Here is an 18,182-nt window from a genome sequence, read left to right as displayed (position 1 = left end):
GGAAGACGCCAAATGGCCCTCAGCGCTCAAAAACGTCATTTGGGAATTGTATTGATCAGCATCGCCATCATGCCTGATGGTGTGTTGGCTGATGAGCACTTCAACACGGCATTTCTTCAGACAGGCTCGAGCGCTGCAACACTCGCCTCGGTGGAAGATGGTGATAATCTTTTACCCGGAACTTATGATTTCAATGTTTTCCTGAATGGCAATCAGGTTGATCAGCGTCCGGTCCTTTTTGTTCGCAACAGCCACAAAGGGGTTGTCCCCTGCCTGACCGCCGCTACCTTGACGAGTTACGGCATTCGTCTCCCCAAAAACTCGGCCCTTACCGCACAGTGCTATCCATTAGAGAAGGAGCTCGCTGATACTCAGGTCTCATACGATTCGGGTAGCCAGCAATTGGATATTGACGTTGCACAAATTCATCTCACCCAGATCCCCAGTGGAAATGTCCCTCATCGGTTATGGGATGAAGGTATCACCGCAGGACTGCTCAGTTATGACGTGACGGCAACCCATAACGAGTACAGTGGGCAACACAGTCAAAACTATTTTTATATGGGGCTCACCAGTGGCTTCAATATCGGAGCATGGCGTTATCGTAATCGTGGCATTCTAACGAGCTATACAGGCAGCAAAACCCACTGGCAGACACAGTCAAACCTGATTGAGCGTGACTTGCCCCACTGGCGATCGGATCTTCAAATTGGCGATACTTACACTGGAAACGATACCTTCGACAGTGTGAGATTTCGTGGTATTCAACTTTCCAGCGACCAGGATCAATTACCTGCCAGCCTGCAAATGTATGCACCTGTTGTTAGAGGAACAGCGGCCACCAATGCACGAGTCGAAATCATCCAAAATGGTTATACCCTCTACAGCACCAATGTTTCTCCAGGGCCCTTTGCACTCCACGATATAACCCCCAGCAGTTTGAGTGGCACGCTGCATGTGAGGGTCATTGAATCCAATGGCTCGGTCCATCAGTTTGATCAATCATATTCAGCCGTACCCAATATGCTGCGCGAGGGGCTATGGCGATATCAGTTTTCTGCAGGACATTATCGTAATGGCGGCTTTCAGGACAACTATCATCCTGCCTTTATTCAGTTAACCGCTGGGCGTGGCATGAGCAGTAATCTGACCCCTTTTGGTGGCATACTCGTCGCCAAGGGGTATAAAGCCGCAAATATAGGCATAGGCTCAGGGCTTGGACGGTGGGGAGCCGTATCCGTGGACTACACGGTGGCCAACACCCATATTGCAACCGGTAAAAGCAGTACGGGAGGCAGCCTTCGATTTCTCTATTCAAAATCATTGAATAGCTGGGGCACTCAGTTCAACATCATCGGGTATCGTTATTCGACCCCCGGATATTACGATTTATCTGACGCCGTTTCGCAACGTGCACAATGGCACAATGGCTACTATCGCTATGACTATACCGATACGGATCCAAACGACTACATTGGTGTACCTGACTGGACGAAGACAAGAAGGCGCTCTACCTACTCTACTGATTACTACAATAAGCGTTCACAGTTGAATTTATCACTGACCCAAACTCTCTGGAACGGTGACCAGGTGTTCATTAACCTGAGCAATCAGAATTATTGGCACGATGGCCGCCCCCAACGAAGTTGGCAACTCGGTTACAACGGTCATGCGCTAGGAGCCAGCTATGGTGTGTTTGTCCAATATACGCTGAACCGCTTCAGTGGAAGTCAGCGCGAACTCGGCTTCAATATATCGATGCCGCTGGGCTCTTCTTCATCACCGACTTACGTGACAGCAAGTGCCACGCATGAATCGCCGGGTGACAACTCCGTACAAACAGGCATCAGCGGCTCTGCCTTATCAGACAATCGCTTGAACTATAGCGCACAAGTCGGTCACAGCGGTTCGAATGAAACCAATGGCTCTTTAAGTGGCGACTATATGGGAGCAGATGGTGATATTAATGCCGGATACTCAAGAGGCGCACATTATTCACAAACGTCCCTGGGATTCTCGGGGGGCGCAATTATCCATGGCGGCGGCATTACATTCGGACGCCAATTGCAATCAACCACCGTGTTGGTACATGCAAAAAATGCGGACGGCGTGGGTGTTGTCAATCAACAGGGCGTACATCTGAATCATGCAGGATATGCCATTATTGGTGGCGCGAGTGCCTACCGAAGAAATCAGATTGCACTCAACCTGCAGGATATTCCCCCGGGCTTGAATATTTCTGATACCTCCGATCAGGTCGTACCCACACGAGGTGCTATCGTACGCGCGAATTTTGCGACACAGTCCGGGCAAAATGTACTCATCCAATCACAATTGCAGGATGGCTCCCCGCTACCTCTGGGCGGAAATATCATCAGTACTGACCACCAGGCACAGGGTGTCGTTGGGCCAAATGGCCAAGCCTATGTCACGGGTGTCGAAAATGGTCAAACATTGAAAGTGAGTTGGGGAGAAGCCCCAGATCAATCTTGTGTGATACCTGTGAAGGGACTACCGCCTGTTGACAAGGCTTCATTGGGCTATGACACGCTTACGCTTGAGTGTACTCCAACGTTGGACGACAACCATGAATAGCCGTTACCTACTTCCCCTTCTGACTACACTGTTGACTTGCCTGCTCCCATGCCTGTTTCCTGCCAGCAGTTGGGGGTTGTCCTGCTATGCAGGTGATTACGGTGGAGTCACACGCCATATCACTATACTGGATCATCAGATCACCGTACCGGCCAACGCAAAACAGGGAACGATTCTTTGGCGTTCACCCACATATAGCGTTAATGTCACCTGTTACGATACCAATAACTCTCCCTTCGGTGAGGACGCGTATCTTTACTGGAACCCAGGCGATCAACTCGGGACCATTAATAACTCCATTGCCGTAGGTGTCAATTATCAGAGCATTGATATCATCCCTAAAAACATGACACGCACAGACTTGGGTTATGCCACTCTTCCACCCGCCTCGGTTAATGCCTGTCGTGGTCCAGGGAGTGCACCAGGGCAATGGTGGAATATTTTTGCGCCTCGCTGCGCACAGCCACAGACCCTGACCATTACCTACAGCATTTTTATAGAAGCCACCGGCAACGCCCCTTCGGCCACCAGCCAAGTTAACAATACCGGCACTTACAGCCTCTTTCGTGTGGACGGAAACTCGGGACTACATACTACAAGTGATTCAAATTACACCGCGTATATCAGTGGGTTGAATAATGTCAGGTTTGTCTCCTGTAACCCACAAATCTCGATTGAGGGAAATGATGGTAATACGGTAGATTTCGGGATGATTACCGCTGATAGAAACACACAGGCAGGGACAATCGCCAAAGAGCGTCCCTTCAGTGTTGTTGCCAGCCTTGATTCACCAGAGAGCGGCCAAGCCTGCCGGGGAGAAACGCTCCAGGCCACTTTTTCGACCAATAACCCCGTGCAGGATGAAGACACTATTCTACCGGAAAGTAACAGTGGCTTTGGTATACAGATTTTCCCGGCCAACAATAACAGCGCGGTCAAGATGAACAACCCCGTTGCTCTTGGAATAGTTAATGGTACTCAGGTAAAAAACACCTTTACGGCTGGGCTGAAATGGCTGAGTAACTCCCCTAAGGCGGGCCCTTTTAACGCGACGGCAACCATCGATGTCACGTATCGATAGGCAATGGCCAGCCATCGCAACGAAAGTTACCGATTACTTCTGGGTAGCGCGATAAGCCCGCAGATATTGAACCTCCTGATTCAGTTGCTGCGAGAGCTGATTGAAATGACTCATTAGCTCGGGCGCCACGCTCTTTGTGTCCTTGGGCCGTGGTGTTGTTTTTTCAATTTTGGCCTGGTCCTGAGCCAGGTTATCCACAGCGCGATCAAACTGATCGCAAATATCCTGATTTCCCGTATTGGACGAGAGTACTTGCTGGCAATTTTTGCCAAGGTCTCTCGCAACACTCAAAGGTGCAATCAGCGCTTCAATATACCCTGTAGGCGTCAGGTCCGGGTGAGATGGCGTATTTTCCTGCGGGGATGAATGGCTCTGGGCTTCCTGCGAACTGGAGGCATCCGCTTTCTCTCCTTCAGAAGACGAAGATGCAACGCCATGACTTTGCTCCGCAGATACTGGTGCTGAGGGTGATGCCATAAGTGCTCTAGCCACCGCTGCATTCGGCACTACTACTGTAGGCATAACTACCGAGCGAGCAACAGACGAAGACGTATTCCCCTCTTGCCCTTGCGTATGGTCCACATCTGATGAAGTTGTCTCATGATCCGTTGAAGCGGCTGGCTGAACGGCATCAACACGATTTGCCAACGAGGAGAGTGAATGTACATTTACTGTCTCATTGGCAGCATACGTCGTACAGCACCCATCCATGATCAGAGCGGCACCAATAGCAATATGGCTTAACAGCTTGTATGCATTCATCAGTAACAACTCCAGCCCCAAAATAACCAGTATAGGAGTATCTGTGTCTCTGACCTAGTTATTGAGCAAAACATTTCAAAAAAACATCTAACGCTACACGATGAAAGAAAATTGTCTGGTAAGCGTCAAGATAACGCAATATTTATACGCTAACATTACACTTGGCAGACAAAAAATCGAATTGGCCAAATAGTAGGCTCACACCGCCAAAATATGTGAAAAAGACAGCAGGGAAAAGCCGCGGAAAGAGACGTTCGGTATCGTTCAATCTGAGGAGGAATCGATATGTCACAGCAACGTAAATGGCTAAGTAGTGAAGATGTACAGCGGCTCGAATTCACACGCGAGGGCAATCCTCTAATTCGCGCCCTGGCAAGCCGTCACCGAAGTCTCTCAACTGAGCGCCTACGCTTGAGAGGCTCAGTTGGCGGTATTAGACGCTAGCCTTGGCTAATGGGTCAGCGGCATTGTGTTCGCGCCAATGATATAAGCATCAAAGCATTACTACATTTTGATAAAACATGATCAATGGCGAACCCCTTTCGGGAATTCGCCATTGATTTATTACATTCATGAAATGTTTGATGGATGAGGGTAAGCCGCTTCCACATAATAATGGTTTACAGGTGACAGGGAAGCCAAGGGTCCGTCAGCAAGGCACAGCCTAGTGTGGACGATTGGGTGGCTCATCATCAGATGCGTCTCCCTCACTGGAAGGCGCATCATCCGAGTTATCCTTTGAGCTATCCTCTTTGTTGGACGGCTGTTTATTTTCGTCAACATTGTTCTTGTGAGAATCCATGCGGCTGGACTCCCCTTCAGAAGCCTTTTCATTTTGCGATTCCTCAGCCGAATTCGCTTGATCGGAGTTTAGATCATTACCCAGGCTACCGTCCTTGGTATCCGATTTGGAGTGAACCTCCTCCGTGGTCGCGGCTGTCGCTTCTGCTTCTACTTCAGGATCATTCGTATCAATGCCTTTGTGAATCATCACTTTCTGAAGCTGATCGATTTGAGATTCGCTCGCCCCGGCATTACGTCTGAGCGAGATTGCGATGCGATAACATAACCCTTCAAATCGCTTGAGACGCGTTTCATCCATGTGCCTGTCATGACGCATCAAGTGATAAATATCGCTGCTAAGCTCAAGAAACTCACGATCATCATTTAATCCCCATGCACTTGAACGGTAAGCGACGGCCAAGGCTTCCTGCCAGCGCCGCATCATACCCGGTAACTGCGGATTGCGACTGATCGTCATCAGCTGATGCGCCTGCTTGATAATGACGTGCCCGAGGTTAAGTCCCAACAAACCCTGTTCGATAAGATTACGCTGCCCGGGGGCATTATCTTCAAATGTCGCCATGTGCTGGATTCGAGTCACCATTCGGCCATTGAACCATGAAAGCGCATTGTCCCCGCTTCTCAGGCTCAATACAGCAAGATCACTCGATGTTGAGCTGATCAACCGCCGACGCATGATCAGAGAACTGGGATTCTTGATTAACAGAAAAAGCGGATAAAGGATGGAGACACCCAACAACATTGCTATCCCGCGTTCGAGCGCACTCGCAATATTGAAATTCATGTGGTTCCCGGGCATCGTCATGATAATTGCGGTCAGGCAAAAACCAAGACTGATCGCCAGGGTGGGTCGGTAGGTGAACCCGAACAATATAACCACCATAGGGGCACAGAAAACCAGTATAAAGATTTCATAGAAACTGGGCGCCGCACTCAAGATCAAACCATTGATCAAGAGATAAACGGGTATGCTCAACGTCATGCCTTTGAGCAAATTCTTGAGCATCATGATGGTAGGCATATTCGCAAACATGATGCTGAATACCACGGGCAGTATCATCAAAAGAAAGGCAACTGACCAGCCCGTTCCTATCCATAGCAAAACCCCCAATCCAAACATGATGGTTGAACGCAAGCCAATGATCATGCACGAGAGGACATCGTGATAACGTGAAAGACGCGCAGCCTTGAGCTTGCGGTTACGCGGCGATACAACAGCTTGCACCGCTTCATCCATTACGATAATCAGTTGGGCCACATCGGAAACAGCTTGAATGGCTCTATGTTGGAGAGCTGTGTGTTGCTCACCTGCGCCCTGGGTTTTGAGCCATTTCCTAAAATCGTCCATATACTGCCGACGCAAGCCGGGATCAGACTCTTGTCTTACCTTGCTCACGACTTGTCTTAATGCTTCGAACGTCTCCAGCAGCATTTCGTCCATCCAATCCGGATGGTCTCGGATAAAATGCCCCAACACCTGCATTTCAGCAATCAGGCTAAGGGTTCGTTGCGACAACAGGTGTGCGGCTCTGGCCCGTCCGGGGCCAGCTGGCCCCTCAAATACTACGGGATTGGCATCGGACTCAAGCAAAAGCAGAGCATTGATCACCGACAGCAGGGACTCATGGCGTTCCTTCGCCTTGTCCTGCGGATCAAGGTAAATTTGCATACTATCCAGCGTCTGCTCAAAAAGAGTGCGCGCATGCCCGGCCATTTGCAGGTGGACTCGTTGCGGCCACAATAGCATGCTTGAAAGCGTGGCACAGATGGCACCGATACTGATCTCGCTGACACGTTGTATTGCAATTTCAAAGATATGGTCGCTAGTGACATTTGAAGAAACGGAAATTGCCACCACCAATACCATTACAATGGCAGCCATTGCGCAGAGATACGTCACATTCATGTTCGATGTCATGGATGAGAGCATCGATAATATGAAGACAATGATAGCCATCATGGCGAAGGCCAGCGGAGGGGCTTGTACAAAAAAAGCGATAATGGTCAACCCCAAAACACCACCGCCAAGATTACCGATTAGCTGACAAATACCTTTCTCGATCACCTGACCACTTTCGGGGCGAATTTGCAGGAAAATGGCTGAAATCAGAGACCAGTATGGGCGATCATAATCAAGCAGGATTGTGATATAGAGGGCGGCTGCCATGGCCACTATGCCCTTGATCATGAACTGTACAGCGAAGGGCGATGGGGTCAGAAAAGTAGCCAGTTTCGGATTCAGTTTGAACGTGGAGGCTGTCATTTCCACTTACTCCCGAAGTTAATCGACACTACTGGCTCAAACATGCCATGAAAGCATGTAAACAACATATGGCTATTCAACGGTAAAAGGGCCGATAATATTATCAATGCAATATCTCCCCTTCTATCGGATACATTGGTACTTCAGACAGATACATTGGTACTTCAGAAAGATTTTTCGAAATACACCAGAATGGCCCTCGCCTTGGGCAGGTGGTAGATATCATTCCTACCCCCCGCTGAGAGAGATGGCGAAAAGAGCTGCCCTGCGAGTATCCAGGACTAAATGGCAGGAGAAGCATCTGAAGCAGATACATCGCCCCAGTGACCGTCAGTATCGAACTGAATATAACATCAAACATGATGCCTTAGCCTTGAGTAGCTGGCTGAATGGCATCGCTGTTGGCTGATGGCGAACCGGTGGAATTATTTGGGTTCACAACACGATAAGGTGACTGACCACTTCCACCCCCCTGATTGACACCATCAGAAGTATTGTGTGTGGTGGTAGATGGAGCAACGGTTTCTTCAGGGGTCGCATCTTTACTGGAAGTACCCCGCGTTACATTGCTGTTATAATACTGGTTTCGATGTTGCTTCGGTTGCACGATACGCACCGTTGCTGTCATCCCTGAACTCAGGATGACATCTTTGGGCACCGCATCAAACACAACATCGACAGGGATACGTTGCGCCAGGCGTACCCACGTGAAGCTCGGGGCCACATTGGGCAGGTGCTCATTCCCTGCAGAAGCATCATCATTCGAGATACCCCGTCCAATACTGACCACATGCCCTTGCAAGCGCTTGTTGCCACTCATCAGCCAGATATCGGCTTTCATGCCCGGACGAATACTGGGAATTTTTGTCTCTTCAAAGTAACCGGTAACATAGAATGAATCGGCGCGAATGAGGGATAGATCAGCCACTCCTTTGGAGACATAATCACCCTGTCGCAATGCCAGGTTCACGACATAGCCCGAATAGGGTGCACGATACACTGTACGATCCAGGTTGATTTGAGCGGTTTCGACAGCAGCCTGATCCGCTTGATAAGTCGCGTATGCAGCAGCGGCATTCAATTGATAGGTTTCAAGAGCTTCACGGGAAATCGACTGGCTTGAAAGCTGCAGGCGGCGTTGGTAATCGGACTGACTCCGCTGCCAGGTAATTTTGGCTTCCATTGCCTGTGCTTTTGCCTGATCCAATGCCGCCTTGTAACGCGCGGAGTCTATCCTGAAAATAACATCACCTGTATTTACCCAGGTGTTATCAGCCACATTCAATTGCGTAATCCAACCAGACACATCAGGTGCGATGGTAATGACATCAGCTCGAACACGGCCATCACGTGTCCATGGAGTGTATTGATAGTATTTCCAGATCCAGATACCTGCGGTGACAGCAATCGCCAGCATGATAAAGGTAAAAATCAGTCGAGCTAGAGTTCGCATCAAAAATCACCGTATTCAGGACAAAAAGGAAGGGGTATAGATCGCCAAATAATTAATTCCCACCAACACACACATGAAAAGAGCCACATCAAACCACGCTTCCTGAAGAATAAAACGACCAATAGGCAGCTTGTAAATCAATATTCGAAGAGCAAGGGAAATAACCAGGCTGATGATGGCGTAAACAATCATCGGGCTGAAATAGACACCGTTCCAGGACAATTCATGAAGGTACATGCAGAAGAAAACTCCTTAACAGCCAACTGCCCATGCAAAAATATCGGGTAAATTTCCCACGCCGCCCAAAAACATTGGGCAATGACAATCATTCTTCATGGGACATAATTTGAAGAACTCCCTCCGCTGTTCGGGCGAAGCCATTGGACAAGGGTGCGTTACATTGCCCAGTATAGCTCTACAGCTCCCCACATTCGTGCAGCCGTTAGAGCATTTCCCTTTGCCAGTTTCAGGCACGGCTTTTTATCAAGCGTTGCCGAGCCAGGCTCTGAAGGAAGCCCTTTTCAGCCTTGGAGTTAGCCTGGGCAGATTGCCAATAACCCGTCCACGAGAGCAAACGGCTCGCTCAACCTTGATTGAATACGATAAAAGACAGCGATTTAGAGTGCCGTATGCAAGGGTTCCGCCAGCTTCATCAAGTACGAGGACCAGTAGCCCTTCAGCCCTCAGTGCCTCAACATGGCTAACTATAGATAAACATGACTATAGCTAAACATGGGATAAATTGCCTATCGGGATGCACAGACACGTGAGCTTGGCACGCCAGAAAGTTAGCAGGACAACTATTTCCCGGCCATTATGCCATATTTAGTGGCCGAGGCGCTCGTTCAATTGTGCAAGCTTGCGGTTCATCCGCTCGGCAGCGTGACGTTCTTCGCGCTCGGCGCGCCTTTTTTGCAACAGATCAAGCTGTTCTCGCGCATGCCGAACATCATCTTCGCCGATATCGCCAGCAGGCTGACCGTCGAGATCGACCCGCGTCACCCCAACCCGTACGGATTTCAGATAACGAGGAAGATTCACATAATTGGCCAGTGCCCTACGAATCAGCTTGGAAGACCAGGGTTCACGTTCGATCAAATCCTTGTGAATCCCGACTTTTAACGGATGCGTATGGGCTTTGAAGAAAGCGTTGGGGTAACGCTTGTACCACTCTTTGAGCAATGCCTGTGGTGAAGGAGGTTGTTCTTTCGAAATGGAAGCTCCCGATGCAGGAGCTTCTTCAGACGGGATAGTTGCCGGATCGCTAATTTCGCTCATATCTTCAGAATGTTCTTGTTCTGAGGGTAATCGGGAACCTTCCCCTTCACCCATGGATGTTGAAGTTCTCTCTCGGGAAAGGGCATTATCTGAATAGCCCTTATGTTCAGACTGCACCTGCGGGGAGGCCGACAGATTCTGTGTCGTTGGCAGATGATCAGGTGAACAACTGGACGCATCTGTATCCTCTACCGCATGGGCAACAGAGCTTACTGTATCCACACGCCGAGGTTCCGCCGCAGTGTATGTACCTGCTGCCTGACGAGATTGTAACTGTTGCAGTTGTTGACGAAGAGCAGCGTTCTCTTCCTGCAAGGAGTGAATATGCTGCGTTGCCTGCGCCAGTTGGCTCAGGACACGCTCAGAGTTACGATCGAGAGATTCGATCAGCGTTTCAAGCAGATCAGCCACCTTGACTGCCCCCGGTTACTGCAAATGGTTTATTTATTATCAACGCACAACCCCATACGTTTTGTTAGCACACTTTTACGAATATAGCGTTTGTACAAAGCGCATCAGGTTATGCACCTCACTGAATACACTTGGTCGAAAACAGCAAGACTGATCACAACGCGTAATGAACACTTACAGATAAAGGAAACGAAATGCCAATATTGCGCTCCTTTATCAAAATGGACTCTGAACCTCATCACCAATCATTAATCATTAACGAATGGGTTCAGTAGTGCCTGTCAGGCCGCCTACATAACGACCTTGAGCAAATACAGATTATTTTCCGCATAATGGCATTTTACAGGATGCGGATTTTACAAGCATAGAATATTCCGAACGCTTGATCCTATAGACATAGGATAAATGTCGATTCCCCTGTGCTCAAGCATTCAACACCAAAATGCCCTTTCCAGGCGGTGTTTATATGCTTCTATGCACATGCGGTGTGGCTGCAAATGCATGAAAACCCGGCTTATTCGACCGTGCCTTGATGCCGCTTGCCCACACGATCATAGCGCTCAAATCGATATGAGGGTTGATGCTCTGTCGGCGATCCCTGAATGGATTCAGCCAGTGACCATTCATTCGTATTGAACTCGGGGAAAAAAGTATCTCCCTCAATGTCGACATCAACGCGTGTCAGATAAAGATGATCCGCGTAGGGCATTGCCGCAGCATAAATCTGCCCACCTCCGATTACCATGACCTCATCGATACCGTCGATTTCGGCATGCCCCTTAGCCATTTCAAGCGCTTCGGGAAGTGAGGGGCTGATACGCACGCCCGGATGTGAAAAATCCGGGTTACGAGTAATGACGATGTTAAAACGATTGGGCAACGGTTTCCCGATCGAATCAAAGGTCGCACGCCCCATGATAACAGGCTTGTGACTGGTAACCGTTTTGAAGAATTTAAGATCTTCGGGCAGATACCAGGGCAACTTGCCCTCTACACCTATGACACGATTGGTGGAAAGAGCAGCAATCATTGAAATACTGACAGCCATGGTCTGAAGCTCCGGAATTAAACAGCCACAGGGGCCTTGATATGCGGGTGAGGATCATACCCTTCGATCGCGATATCTTCGAAACGAAAATCGAACAGATTTTTGACTTCCGGGTTGAGGACCAAACGCGGTAGCGGGCGAGGTTCACGCTTGAGTTGCTCTTCCGCCTGTTCAAGGTGGTTCAGGTAAAGATGCGCATCACCAAGAGAGTGGACGAAATCCCCTACTTCAAGATCACAGACTTGCGCCACCATATGCGTCAGCAACGCATAGCTCGCAATATTGAAAGGAACGCCAAGGAAAATATCGGCACTGCGCTGATAAAGCTGACAGGAAAGCTTGCCATCTGCCACATAAAACTGGAAAAGAGCGTGGCACGGAGGGAGAGCCATCTCATCGACAAGCGCAGGGTTCCATGCAGAGACGATCAGACGACGTGAATCCGGCGTTTTCTGGATCGATTCAACAACCTTGCTGATCTGGTCCACATGGCTTCCGTCAGGTGCCGGCCAACTGCGCCACTGATAGCCATACACTGGACCTAAATCGCCGTTTTCGTCTGCCCATTCATCCCAGATACGAACACCATTTTCCTTCAAATAGGCGATATTGGTATCCCCTTTCAGGAACCACAAGAGTTCGTGGATGATTGAACGTAAATGCAGCTTTTTCGTGGTTACCAGCGGAAATCCTTCCGATAAATCAAAGCGCATCTGATGACCAAAAATACTACGCGTCCCTACACCGGTTCTATCCGTTTTGGTTGTCCCCTTGTCCAGTACTGTCTGGAGAAGATCAAGATAGGGTCTCATGATAAAATTCCGTTACTCAAATGTATGGCGTACGCACCGCTTACCGGGTAGCCTGCGTGGAGGATAATTCAGCCGCGGAGACGACGGGATATTCGACAGGCTGCTTGCGTGACCACGCAATGATCGCTGCTCCAATAATAATCATCGGAATACATAACACCTGCCCCATCGTCATCCATCCGAAGGCGACGAACCCCAACTGTGGGTCCGGCTCACGGAAGAATTCAGTGAAAAAGCGAAAACAACCGTACAGCAGCATGAAGAGGCCTGATATCAAGCCACGCTTGCGCGGTTTAAGCGAGACAATCCACAGGATGGTGAAAAGAAGAACACCTTCGGTCAAGAACTGATAGATAGCGGAAGGATGACGTGGCTCGGGTCCGTATTTGGGATAATCAATGGCCCATGGCAAGTGGCTGATACGCCCGGGGAGTTCCTGATTGATAAAGTTACCGATACGCCCGGCGCCCAATCCAATGGGTACGATGGGGGCGATAAAGTCCAATAAGCGCACCCATTGCAACTTGTGTCGACGAGCAAAAACATAGGCAGCGACCAGTACACCAATCAGGCCTCCGTGGAAGCTCATGCCTCCGTCCCATACCTTGAAGACCCAAAGCGGATTACGGTCAAAGAAGCTCTCACCGTAAAAGAGAACGTACCCTATGCGCCCCCCCAACACGACGCCCAGTGCGCCATAAAATATCATGTCGCCTACATCATCGCGGGATAATCCGATGCGATAAGCGCGGTGCCTCGCTAGAAACCAGGCGCCCACGAAGCCGATCATGTACATAATGCCATACCAATGTACTGCCAATGGGCCGATTCGGACGAGTACCGGATCAAAATGGGGGTAATGCAACATACGCTGTGGATCTCCTTCCTGCTCTGCATGCCTTTACACATGGAATACAGACGCTTTTCGAAGTGCCAAAAGTTACTTCCTTGATCAAATCCAAATCCGAATCCGAATGTAAACCTGACCAAAGCACTTCTATTAAAATGGCGGCAACTCTATTCTACGAGGGTTCAATCGTGTTGGCGAGCGTCGAAAGTGCAGGGAGGTATATTTTGACTTCAGGAAGGGGATAAAGCGATGTGCCAACATGAAAAAGGCAATCTGCACACAGGATGAATCACGACCCGTTAAAAGCAGGACGATAGAGCAAAATTGTACACAAGCAGACATCCCCGCCTCGAGTGACGAGGTGCCTGACTCGCGTTTATCCCTGGTACGATTCAAGAAGGCCAAAATAGACGGCATACATTGCCGCTCAGCCTTTTTATTTGGACAGCTGCTGCAAACGTGGAGCCAGCTCTTGCAAGGCTTTTCTGTATACCTCACGCTTGAACGATACCACTTGCCCGAGCGGATACCAATAACTCACCCAACGCCAGCCATCAAACTCCGGTTTTGGGGTGGAGTCAAAACAGATACGTTTTTCATTACAACGCATCTGAAGTAGAAACCACTTCTGTTTCTGACCGATACACAAAGGCCTTGAATGAGTGCGTATCATTCGCTTGGGTAACCGGTACCTCAGCCAGCCACGCGTACTCGCCACGAGACTGACATCCTGAGCGCAAAGCCCTATCTCTTCTTCCAATTCACGATAGAGAGCCTGCTGTGGCGTTTCTCCAGAGTTTATTCCCCCTTGAGGAAACTGCCAGGAGTCTTGCCCCAACCGTCTTGCCCAGAGCAGCTGGCCGCCGGGATTGGCAATGATAATGCCAACATTGGGGCGGAAGCCATCGGGGTCGATCACGGTGTATACCTCTACTTTCAAGCCAAAACATGACATTTATAGCCCAAAGGGATCATGTATATGGCAATATTATTGGAATAGGTGTGCTTACCATGATTATAGCGTTGATCGTACCTGTAAATCTTACCTTTAATAAGTACTATAGCTAAAATTCATGGCGTGCTTGGGACATTCTTCCACAAAGCATTAAACACCTTCAACCACTTCCCACATTTAGCTTTGAAAAGCATGGGAGTAGTTACGAATTCCGTGTAAATTCACTTTCACATTACACTTGAATTCTACACAACAACACTACACATCAATTGTGGATGAAGTCGCTAATCTTCAGTGAAGATAAAGTGAATCATCCCCCATCATCAGGAGCAGCACTGTGCGTTTGGCCATTTTCGATCTGGATAATACATTGATACGTGGAGATAGCGATCACGCCTGGGGTGACTATCTGATCAGGATAGGCGCTGTCGATCCAGTTGCTTATAAAAAGGCCAATGATGAATATCTGCATGCCTATGAAAATGGCACGCTGGATATCAATCAGTATCTTGAGTTTTCTCTTCAACCACTGGCAAATGTGTCACGTCAACAGTTGGATAAATGGCACCACGATTTCATGCGCGCCGTGATCGAACCCATGATATTGCCTAAAGCAGAAGCATTGCTGGAGCAACATCGTCAGGCAGGTGACTATCTATTGATCATTACAGCGACCAATCGGTTTGTGACTGGCCCTATCGCCGAGCGTCTCGGGGTCGATGATCTTATTGCAATCGAGATGGAAGAAGACCAGGACGGCAAATACACAGGCCGCGTTGAGGGTATTCCCAGCTTCAGGGAAGGAAAAGTAGTACGACTTGATGCCTGGTTAAAAGAGCACCCTGAAATCACCCTGAAGGACGCCTGCTTCTATAGCGACTCCCGCAATGACCTTCCTTTATTGGAAAAGGTGGATCATCCCGTCGCCGTAGACCCTGATGATCAACTACGTGCTGAAGCTGAAAAAAGAGGCTGGCAGATACTATCATTGCGCTGAAATACGGCGCATACCGTAAATTGTCTGATAATGAATTGCCCTGTGATTTATATTTCCGTGCACGGGGCACTCACCTCTGTATTTGTTTCCTCTGTATTTGTTCTTCTTGAAATACTCTTTCTCATCATCAGTCATTTCTTCAACCGGCCGTATGCGCCCCACCATGAGTACTTTTCCTCTTTTCCTCTTTCCCCTATAAGCATTTTTCTTGCATCGTAAATTTCAGCACTCACATCATGTATGTTGTTGCCTCTGAGGTATAAAAAAACGCCAGCCCCGAAGGAAGCCAGCGTTCTCGTGAAGCCTGCAACAGTGTCTCGACTATAGGAGACGACTACTTTTCTTGCGGCGAGTACGATGAATAGAACTGATGAACAGGAACAAGCTGATCAGGAAAAGTACAAAGAAACCGATACCGGTCCAACCGGGCAAAGTAATACCCAGGAAGATACCGTGAATCTGAGCACACTCTCCAGAACCTTCCAGAACCTGTGCAACCACCGTCTGCCAAGGCAATACCTGCATCAGGTAATCAATCCCGGGGCTACACGAGGGAATGGCATCCGGTGGCAAGTGTTGAATGTAAACGTGACGTGCAGCCAGTGCAACACCTGCAAGGGACGTAATGATCCCAAGCACACCATAAACGATCCCGCCCCAGCGTTTGGGATTCTGAAACACACCGGGAATCAGCACGATAAAAGTGGCAATCACGGCAATACGCTGAAAAATACATAATGGACAAGGCTGTAGCCCCCATACATGCTGGAGCAACAAGGCAAAGCCCATCATGAAAATACAAAGTAATACGCCCAGCAAACACCAGCCACGCGCAACAATTCGGTTCAGCTTGTCTATCATGGTTTTTTCAAATCCTGTCCTGTAAATATAATCCGTCACCACACATCAGATTGCTGACTCGTCTGTTCCCGATCCTCCACAGCACGCTTTCAAGTGCAAATGGATCATGCCACTACCACGAACAATTTGAGTGAATTATCGGGCATTCGAGATGACGTAATCCCGTGGTATCAATTTTCTTCAGAAGCCTGGGCGACACGATGTGCCTTTTCAAAATAGAGAGCCACAAACTCATCAAATGAAAGGGGATCATCCCGTTCAAGATCACCTTGCTGGATACGCGAGGTTTCACTGAGCTGCTCGAACAGAGCATTTCTAGCCTTGTCGATGGGACGGGCACGAAATGAAGAAGCTTGCGAACGCGCTTGCTCAAGCGTCCACTCGACAAAATCTTCATTATTTTCTGTCAGCACTTTGTAGATTCGACCTGCCGGTGTCAGCTCAGGGTTATCAAGACGCGGTGCGAGAGCATCAAGTGCATCAATATGCGGTGAAGCTTCTTCATTGCTATCCAGTAATTCAGCGACTTTCCGCATGCTACTGATGATGCGATGCCCCACTACCCCCAAAGGCAGCTCTTCACCTTCATCGATCAGGGTCAGCTCTGGATCACGCCCCCGACGCACAATACGTGCCTGATTAGTAGTCAGCGCTTGCTCTTCTTCCTCTGTAATCACCGCATCGGTGGAAAGCAAACAAAACATCAGAAACGTATCAATGAAACGCATGGCCGTTTCATCAATACCTACCGGTAAAAGCGGGTTGATATCAAGGCAGCGTACCTCGATATACTCAACGCCTTCGGCCTCAAGGGCCTGGGTGGGGGTTTGATGGTGGCGAACTACGCGTTTGGGACGAATATCGCTATAGAATTCGTTTTCAATCTGCAAAATATTGGCATTCAGCTGCTGCCATCCATCCTTGCCGTTTTCTCCAATCTCCCCGCCAGAGGAAAACCGTTCGTAATCGCTCCAGGCCGTACTGACCGCATAGCGCAAGGTTTTTATGTAATCTTGCAGGCTGTCGTAACTGACAGAAAGCTGATTCTGTACCTTGTTTTGATAACCGAGATCGCTCATTCTCAAAGAAGATGCATAACGGGAAATCAATGTACGCTGGCCGACTTTATCGAATCCGGTATCGTCTCGCCCATCCAGAAAGCTGCGATCAATGGCGGGTGATGCACCAAACAGATATTTGAGGATCCAGGAGTGACGGCGAAAGTTACGAATAATGCGGAAATAGCCTCGGGAACGCATGTCCGCCATAGTGGAAGCATCAAGCGATGTGGCTTCAGCCTGCCCCGTTTCATGCGCTGCCAGGACCTGCCACAGTTCATCAGGCAGTGAAACATTATAGTGAATACCCGCAATGGACTGCATGATACGACCATAACGTACATCCAATCCACGACGATATACGTGTTTCATTCGCCCTTTGTTAGAGGTGCCGAAATCCGCAATGGGAATGCTTTCATTACCTTCAAGAAGCGCTGGCATACTCGCCGGCCACACCAGTTCCTTGCCAATATACTGATAAGTGAATCGGTGCAGATCGACCAGAAATTCAAGCGCTTTCGAGGGCTTGCAAAAGACGGGTGTTACATATTCGAGCAATGCTTCCGAATAGTCCGTGGTGATATAGGGATGTGTGAGTTTGGAACCCAATTCGAGTGGATGGGGCTGTTGGCTAACATGTCCATCAGGTTCTACCCTCAAACCTTCCTTTTCAACACCACGACGAATTCGACCAATACTACCGCGCCGCATTGCCGGTTGCAGAAAAGCAATGATACTGTCAATTGATTCAGACAAGGGCATATACCTTCATTCCATCAAGGCTGGCGCATCCAGATTGCCAGCTTCGCGCTCATTCAGACGAATGCAGGCCACTTTCGGCAGCGTGGAAAGCACGACACCCAGTGGCTGGATCAGCGTTCACTATAGTCAAACCACCTCTGCTACCTCTATATGCCATTGTAACAGGAGAAGTACAGAAAGTGGCGCCATTCA

At 49.0% G+C, this 18,182-nt stretch carries 15 protein-coding genes; 4 read left to right on the top strand and 11 right to left on the bottom strand.

Annotation, left to right across the window (positions count from 1 at the left end; all coding sequences use genetic code 11):
- Positions 1 to 12 precede the first annotated feature (12 nt).
- On the top strand, positions 13 to 2,595 hold the full coding sequence (locus LMG33818_RS05555; protein ID WP_442322376.1) for a fimbria/pilus outer membrane usher protein: 2,583 nt from the start codon (positions 13 to 15) through the stop codon (positions 2,593 to 2,595).
- Positions 2,543 to 3,676, top strand: a complete 1,134-nt coding sequence (locus LMG33818_RS05550) for a fimbrial protein (RefSeq protein ID WP_442322375.1) — start codon at positions 2,543 to 2,545, stop codon at positions 3,674 to 3,676. The genes LMG33818_RS05555 and LMG33818_RS05550 overlap by 53 nt, the downstream gene beginning before the upstream one ends.
- A gap of 33 nt (positions 3,677 to 3,709) precedes the next feature.
- On the opposite strand, the gene LMG33818_RS05545 is transcribed toward LMG33818_RS05550, so the two are convergent.
- Positions 3,710 to 4,438: a hypothetical protein gene (locus LMG33818_RS05545; protein WP_442322374.1), complete on the bottom strand. Its 729-nt coding sequence runs from the start codon at positions 4,436 to 4,438 to the stop codon at positions 3,710 to 3,712.
- 285 nt (positions 4,439 to 4,723) lie between these two features.
- Between LMG33818_RS05545 and LMG33818_RS05540 the strand changes: the two genes are divergently transcribed.
- Positions 4,724 to 4,882, top strand: coding sequence for a hypothetical protein (locus LMG33818_RS05540; protein WP_442322373.1), 159 nt, complete (start codon positions 4,724 to 4,726; stop codon positions 4,880 to 4,882).
- A 220-nt stretch (positions 4,883 to 5,102) separates the two neighbouring features.
- Here the strand turns inward: LMG33818_RS05540 and LMG33818_RS05535 are convergent, their stop codons facing one another.
- The 8 genes from LMG33818_RS05535 to LMG33818_RS05500 all read right to left on the bottom strand — a co-directional run bounded on the left by LMG33818_RS05535 (position 5,103) and on the right by LMG33818_RS05500 (position 14,276).
- The gene (locus LMG33818_RS05535) at positions 5,103 to 7,505 is read right to left on the bottom strand and encodes an FUSC family protein (RefSeq protein WP_442322372.1); all 2,403 of its coding nucleotides are present in this window, start codon (positions 7,503 to 7,505) and stop codon (positions 5,103 to 5,105) included.
- A gap of 367 nt (positions 7,506 to 7,872) precedes the next feature.
- A complete protein-coding gene (locus LMG33818_RS05530) occupies positions 7,873 to 8,958 on the bottom strand; it encodes an efflux RND transporter periplasmic adaptor subunit (protein WP_442322371.1) in 1,086 nt (361 codons plus the stop codon).
- A 15-nt stretch (positions 8,959 to 8,973) separates the two neighbouring features.
- Positions 8,974 to 9,195, bottom strand: a complete 222-nt coding sequence (locus LMG33818_RS05525) for a DUF1656 domain-containing protein (RefSeq protein WP_442322370.1) — start codon at positions 9,193 to 9,195, stop codon at positions 8,974 to 8,976.
- A 588-nt stretch (positions 9,196 to 9,783) separates the two neighbouring features.
- Positions 9,784 to 10,647 (bottom strand): ProQ/FINO family protein, encoded by an 864-nt coding sequence (locus LMG33818_RS05520; protein WP_442322369.1) that lies wholly within the window; start codon positions 10,645 to 10,647, stop codon positions 9,784 to 9,786.
- A 514-nt stretch (positions 10,648 to 11,161) separates the two neighbouring features.
- Positions 11,162 to 11,695: a dihydrofolate reductase gene (locus LMG33818_RS05515; RefSeq protein ID WP_442322368.1), complete on the bottom strand. Its 534-nt coding sequence runs from the start codon at positions 11,693 to 11,695 to the stop codon at positions 11,162 to 11,164.
- Positions 11,696 to 11,712: 17 nt separating this feature from the next.
- Complete coding sequence (locus tag LMG33818_RS05510) at positions 11,713 to 12,507, bottom strand: thymidylate synthase (RefSeq protein WP_442322367.1); 795 nt, start codon at positions 12,505 to 12,507, stop codon at positions 11,713 to 11,715.
- Between the two features lie 40 nt (positions 12,508 to 12,547).
- Positions 12,548 to 13,375, bottom strand: a complete 828-nt coding sequence (gene lgt, locus LMG33818_RS05505; RefSeq protein ID WP_442322366.1) for a prolipoprotein diacylglyceryl transferase — start codon at positions 13,373 to 13,375, stop codon at positions 12,548 to 12,550.
- A gap of 418 nt (positions 13,376 to 13,793) precedes the next feature.
- Complete coding sequence (locus LMG33818_RS05500; RefSeq protein WP_442322365.1) at positions 13,794 to 14,276, bottom strand: RNA pyrophosphohydrolase; 483 nt, start codon at positions 14,274 to 14,276, stop codon at positions 13,794 to 13,796.
- Positions 14,277 to 14,649: 373 nt separating this feature from the next.
- Between LMG33818_RS05500 and LMG33818_RS05495 the strand changes: the two genes are divergently transcribed.
- Positions 14,650 to 15,309: a histidinol-phosphatase gene (locus tag LMG33818_RS05495; protein WP_442322364.1), complete on the top strand. Its 660-nt coding sequence runs from the start codon at positions 14,650 to 14,652 to the stop codon at positions 15,307 to 15,309.
- Positions 15,310 to 15,630: 321 nt separating this feature from the next.
- Here the strand turns inward: LMG33818_RS05495 and LMG33818_RS05490 are convergent, their stop codons facing one another.
- Together LMG33818_RS05490 and gshA are read right to left on the bottom strand one after the other, a co-directional pair.
- Positions 15,631 to 16,170, bottom strand: a complete 540-nt coding sequence (locus LMG33818_RS05490; RefSeq protein ID WP_442322363.1) for a disulfide bond formation protein B — start codon at positions 16,168 to 16,170, stop codon at positions 15,631 to 15,633.
- A 170-nt stretch (positions 16,171 to 16,340) separates the two neighbouring features.
- Positions 16,341 to 17,990, bottom strand: coding sequence for a glutamate--cysteine ligase (gene gshA, locus LMG33818_RS05485; RefSeq protein ID WP_442322362.1), 1,650 nt, complete (start codon positions 17,988 to 17,990; stop codon positions 16,341 to 16,343).
- Positions 17,991 to 18,182: the final 192 nt, after the last annotated feature.

Source organism: Cernens ardua, assembly GCF_051251085.1.
Classification (GTDB): Bacteria; Pseudomonadota; Gammaproteobacteria; order Pseudomonadales; family Halomonadaceae; genus Cernens; species Cernens ardua.
This window is presented reverse-complemented; position numbering and strand designations above follow the sequence as displayed.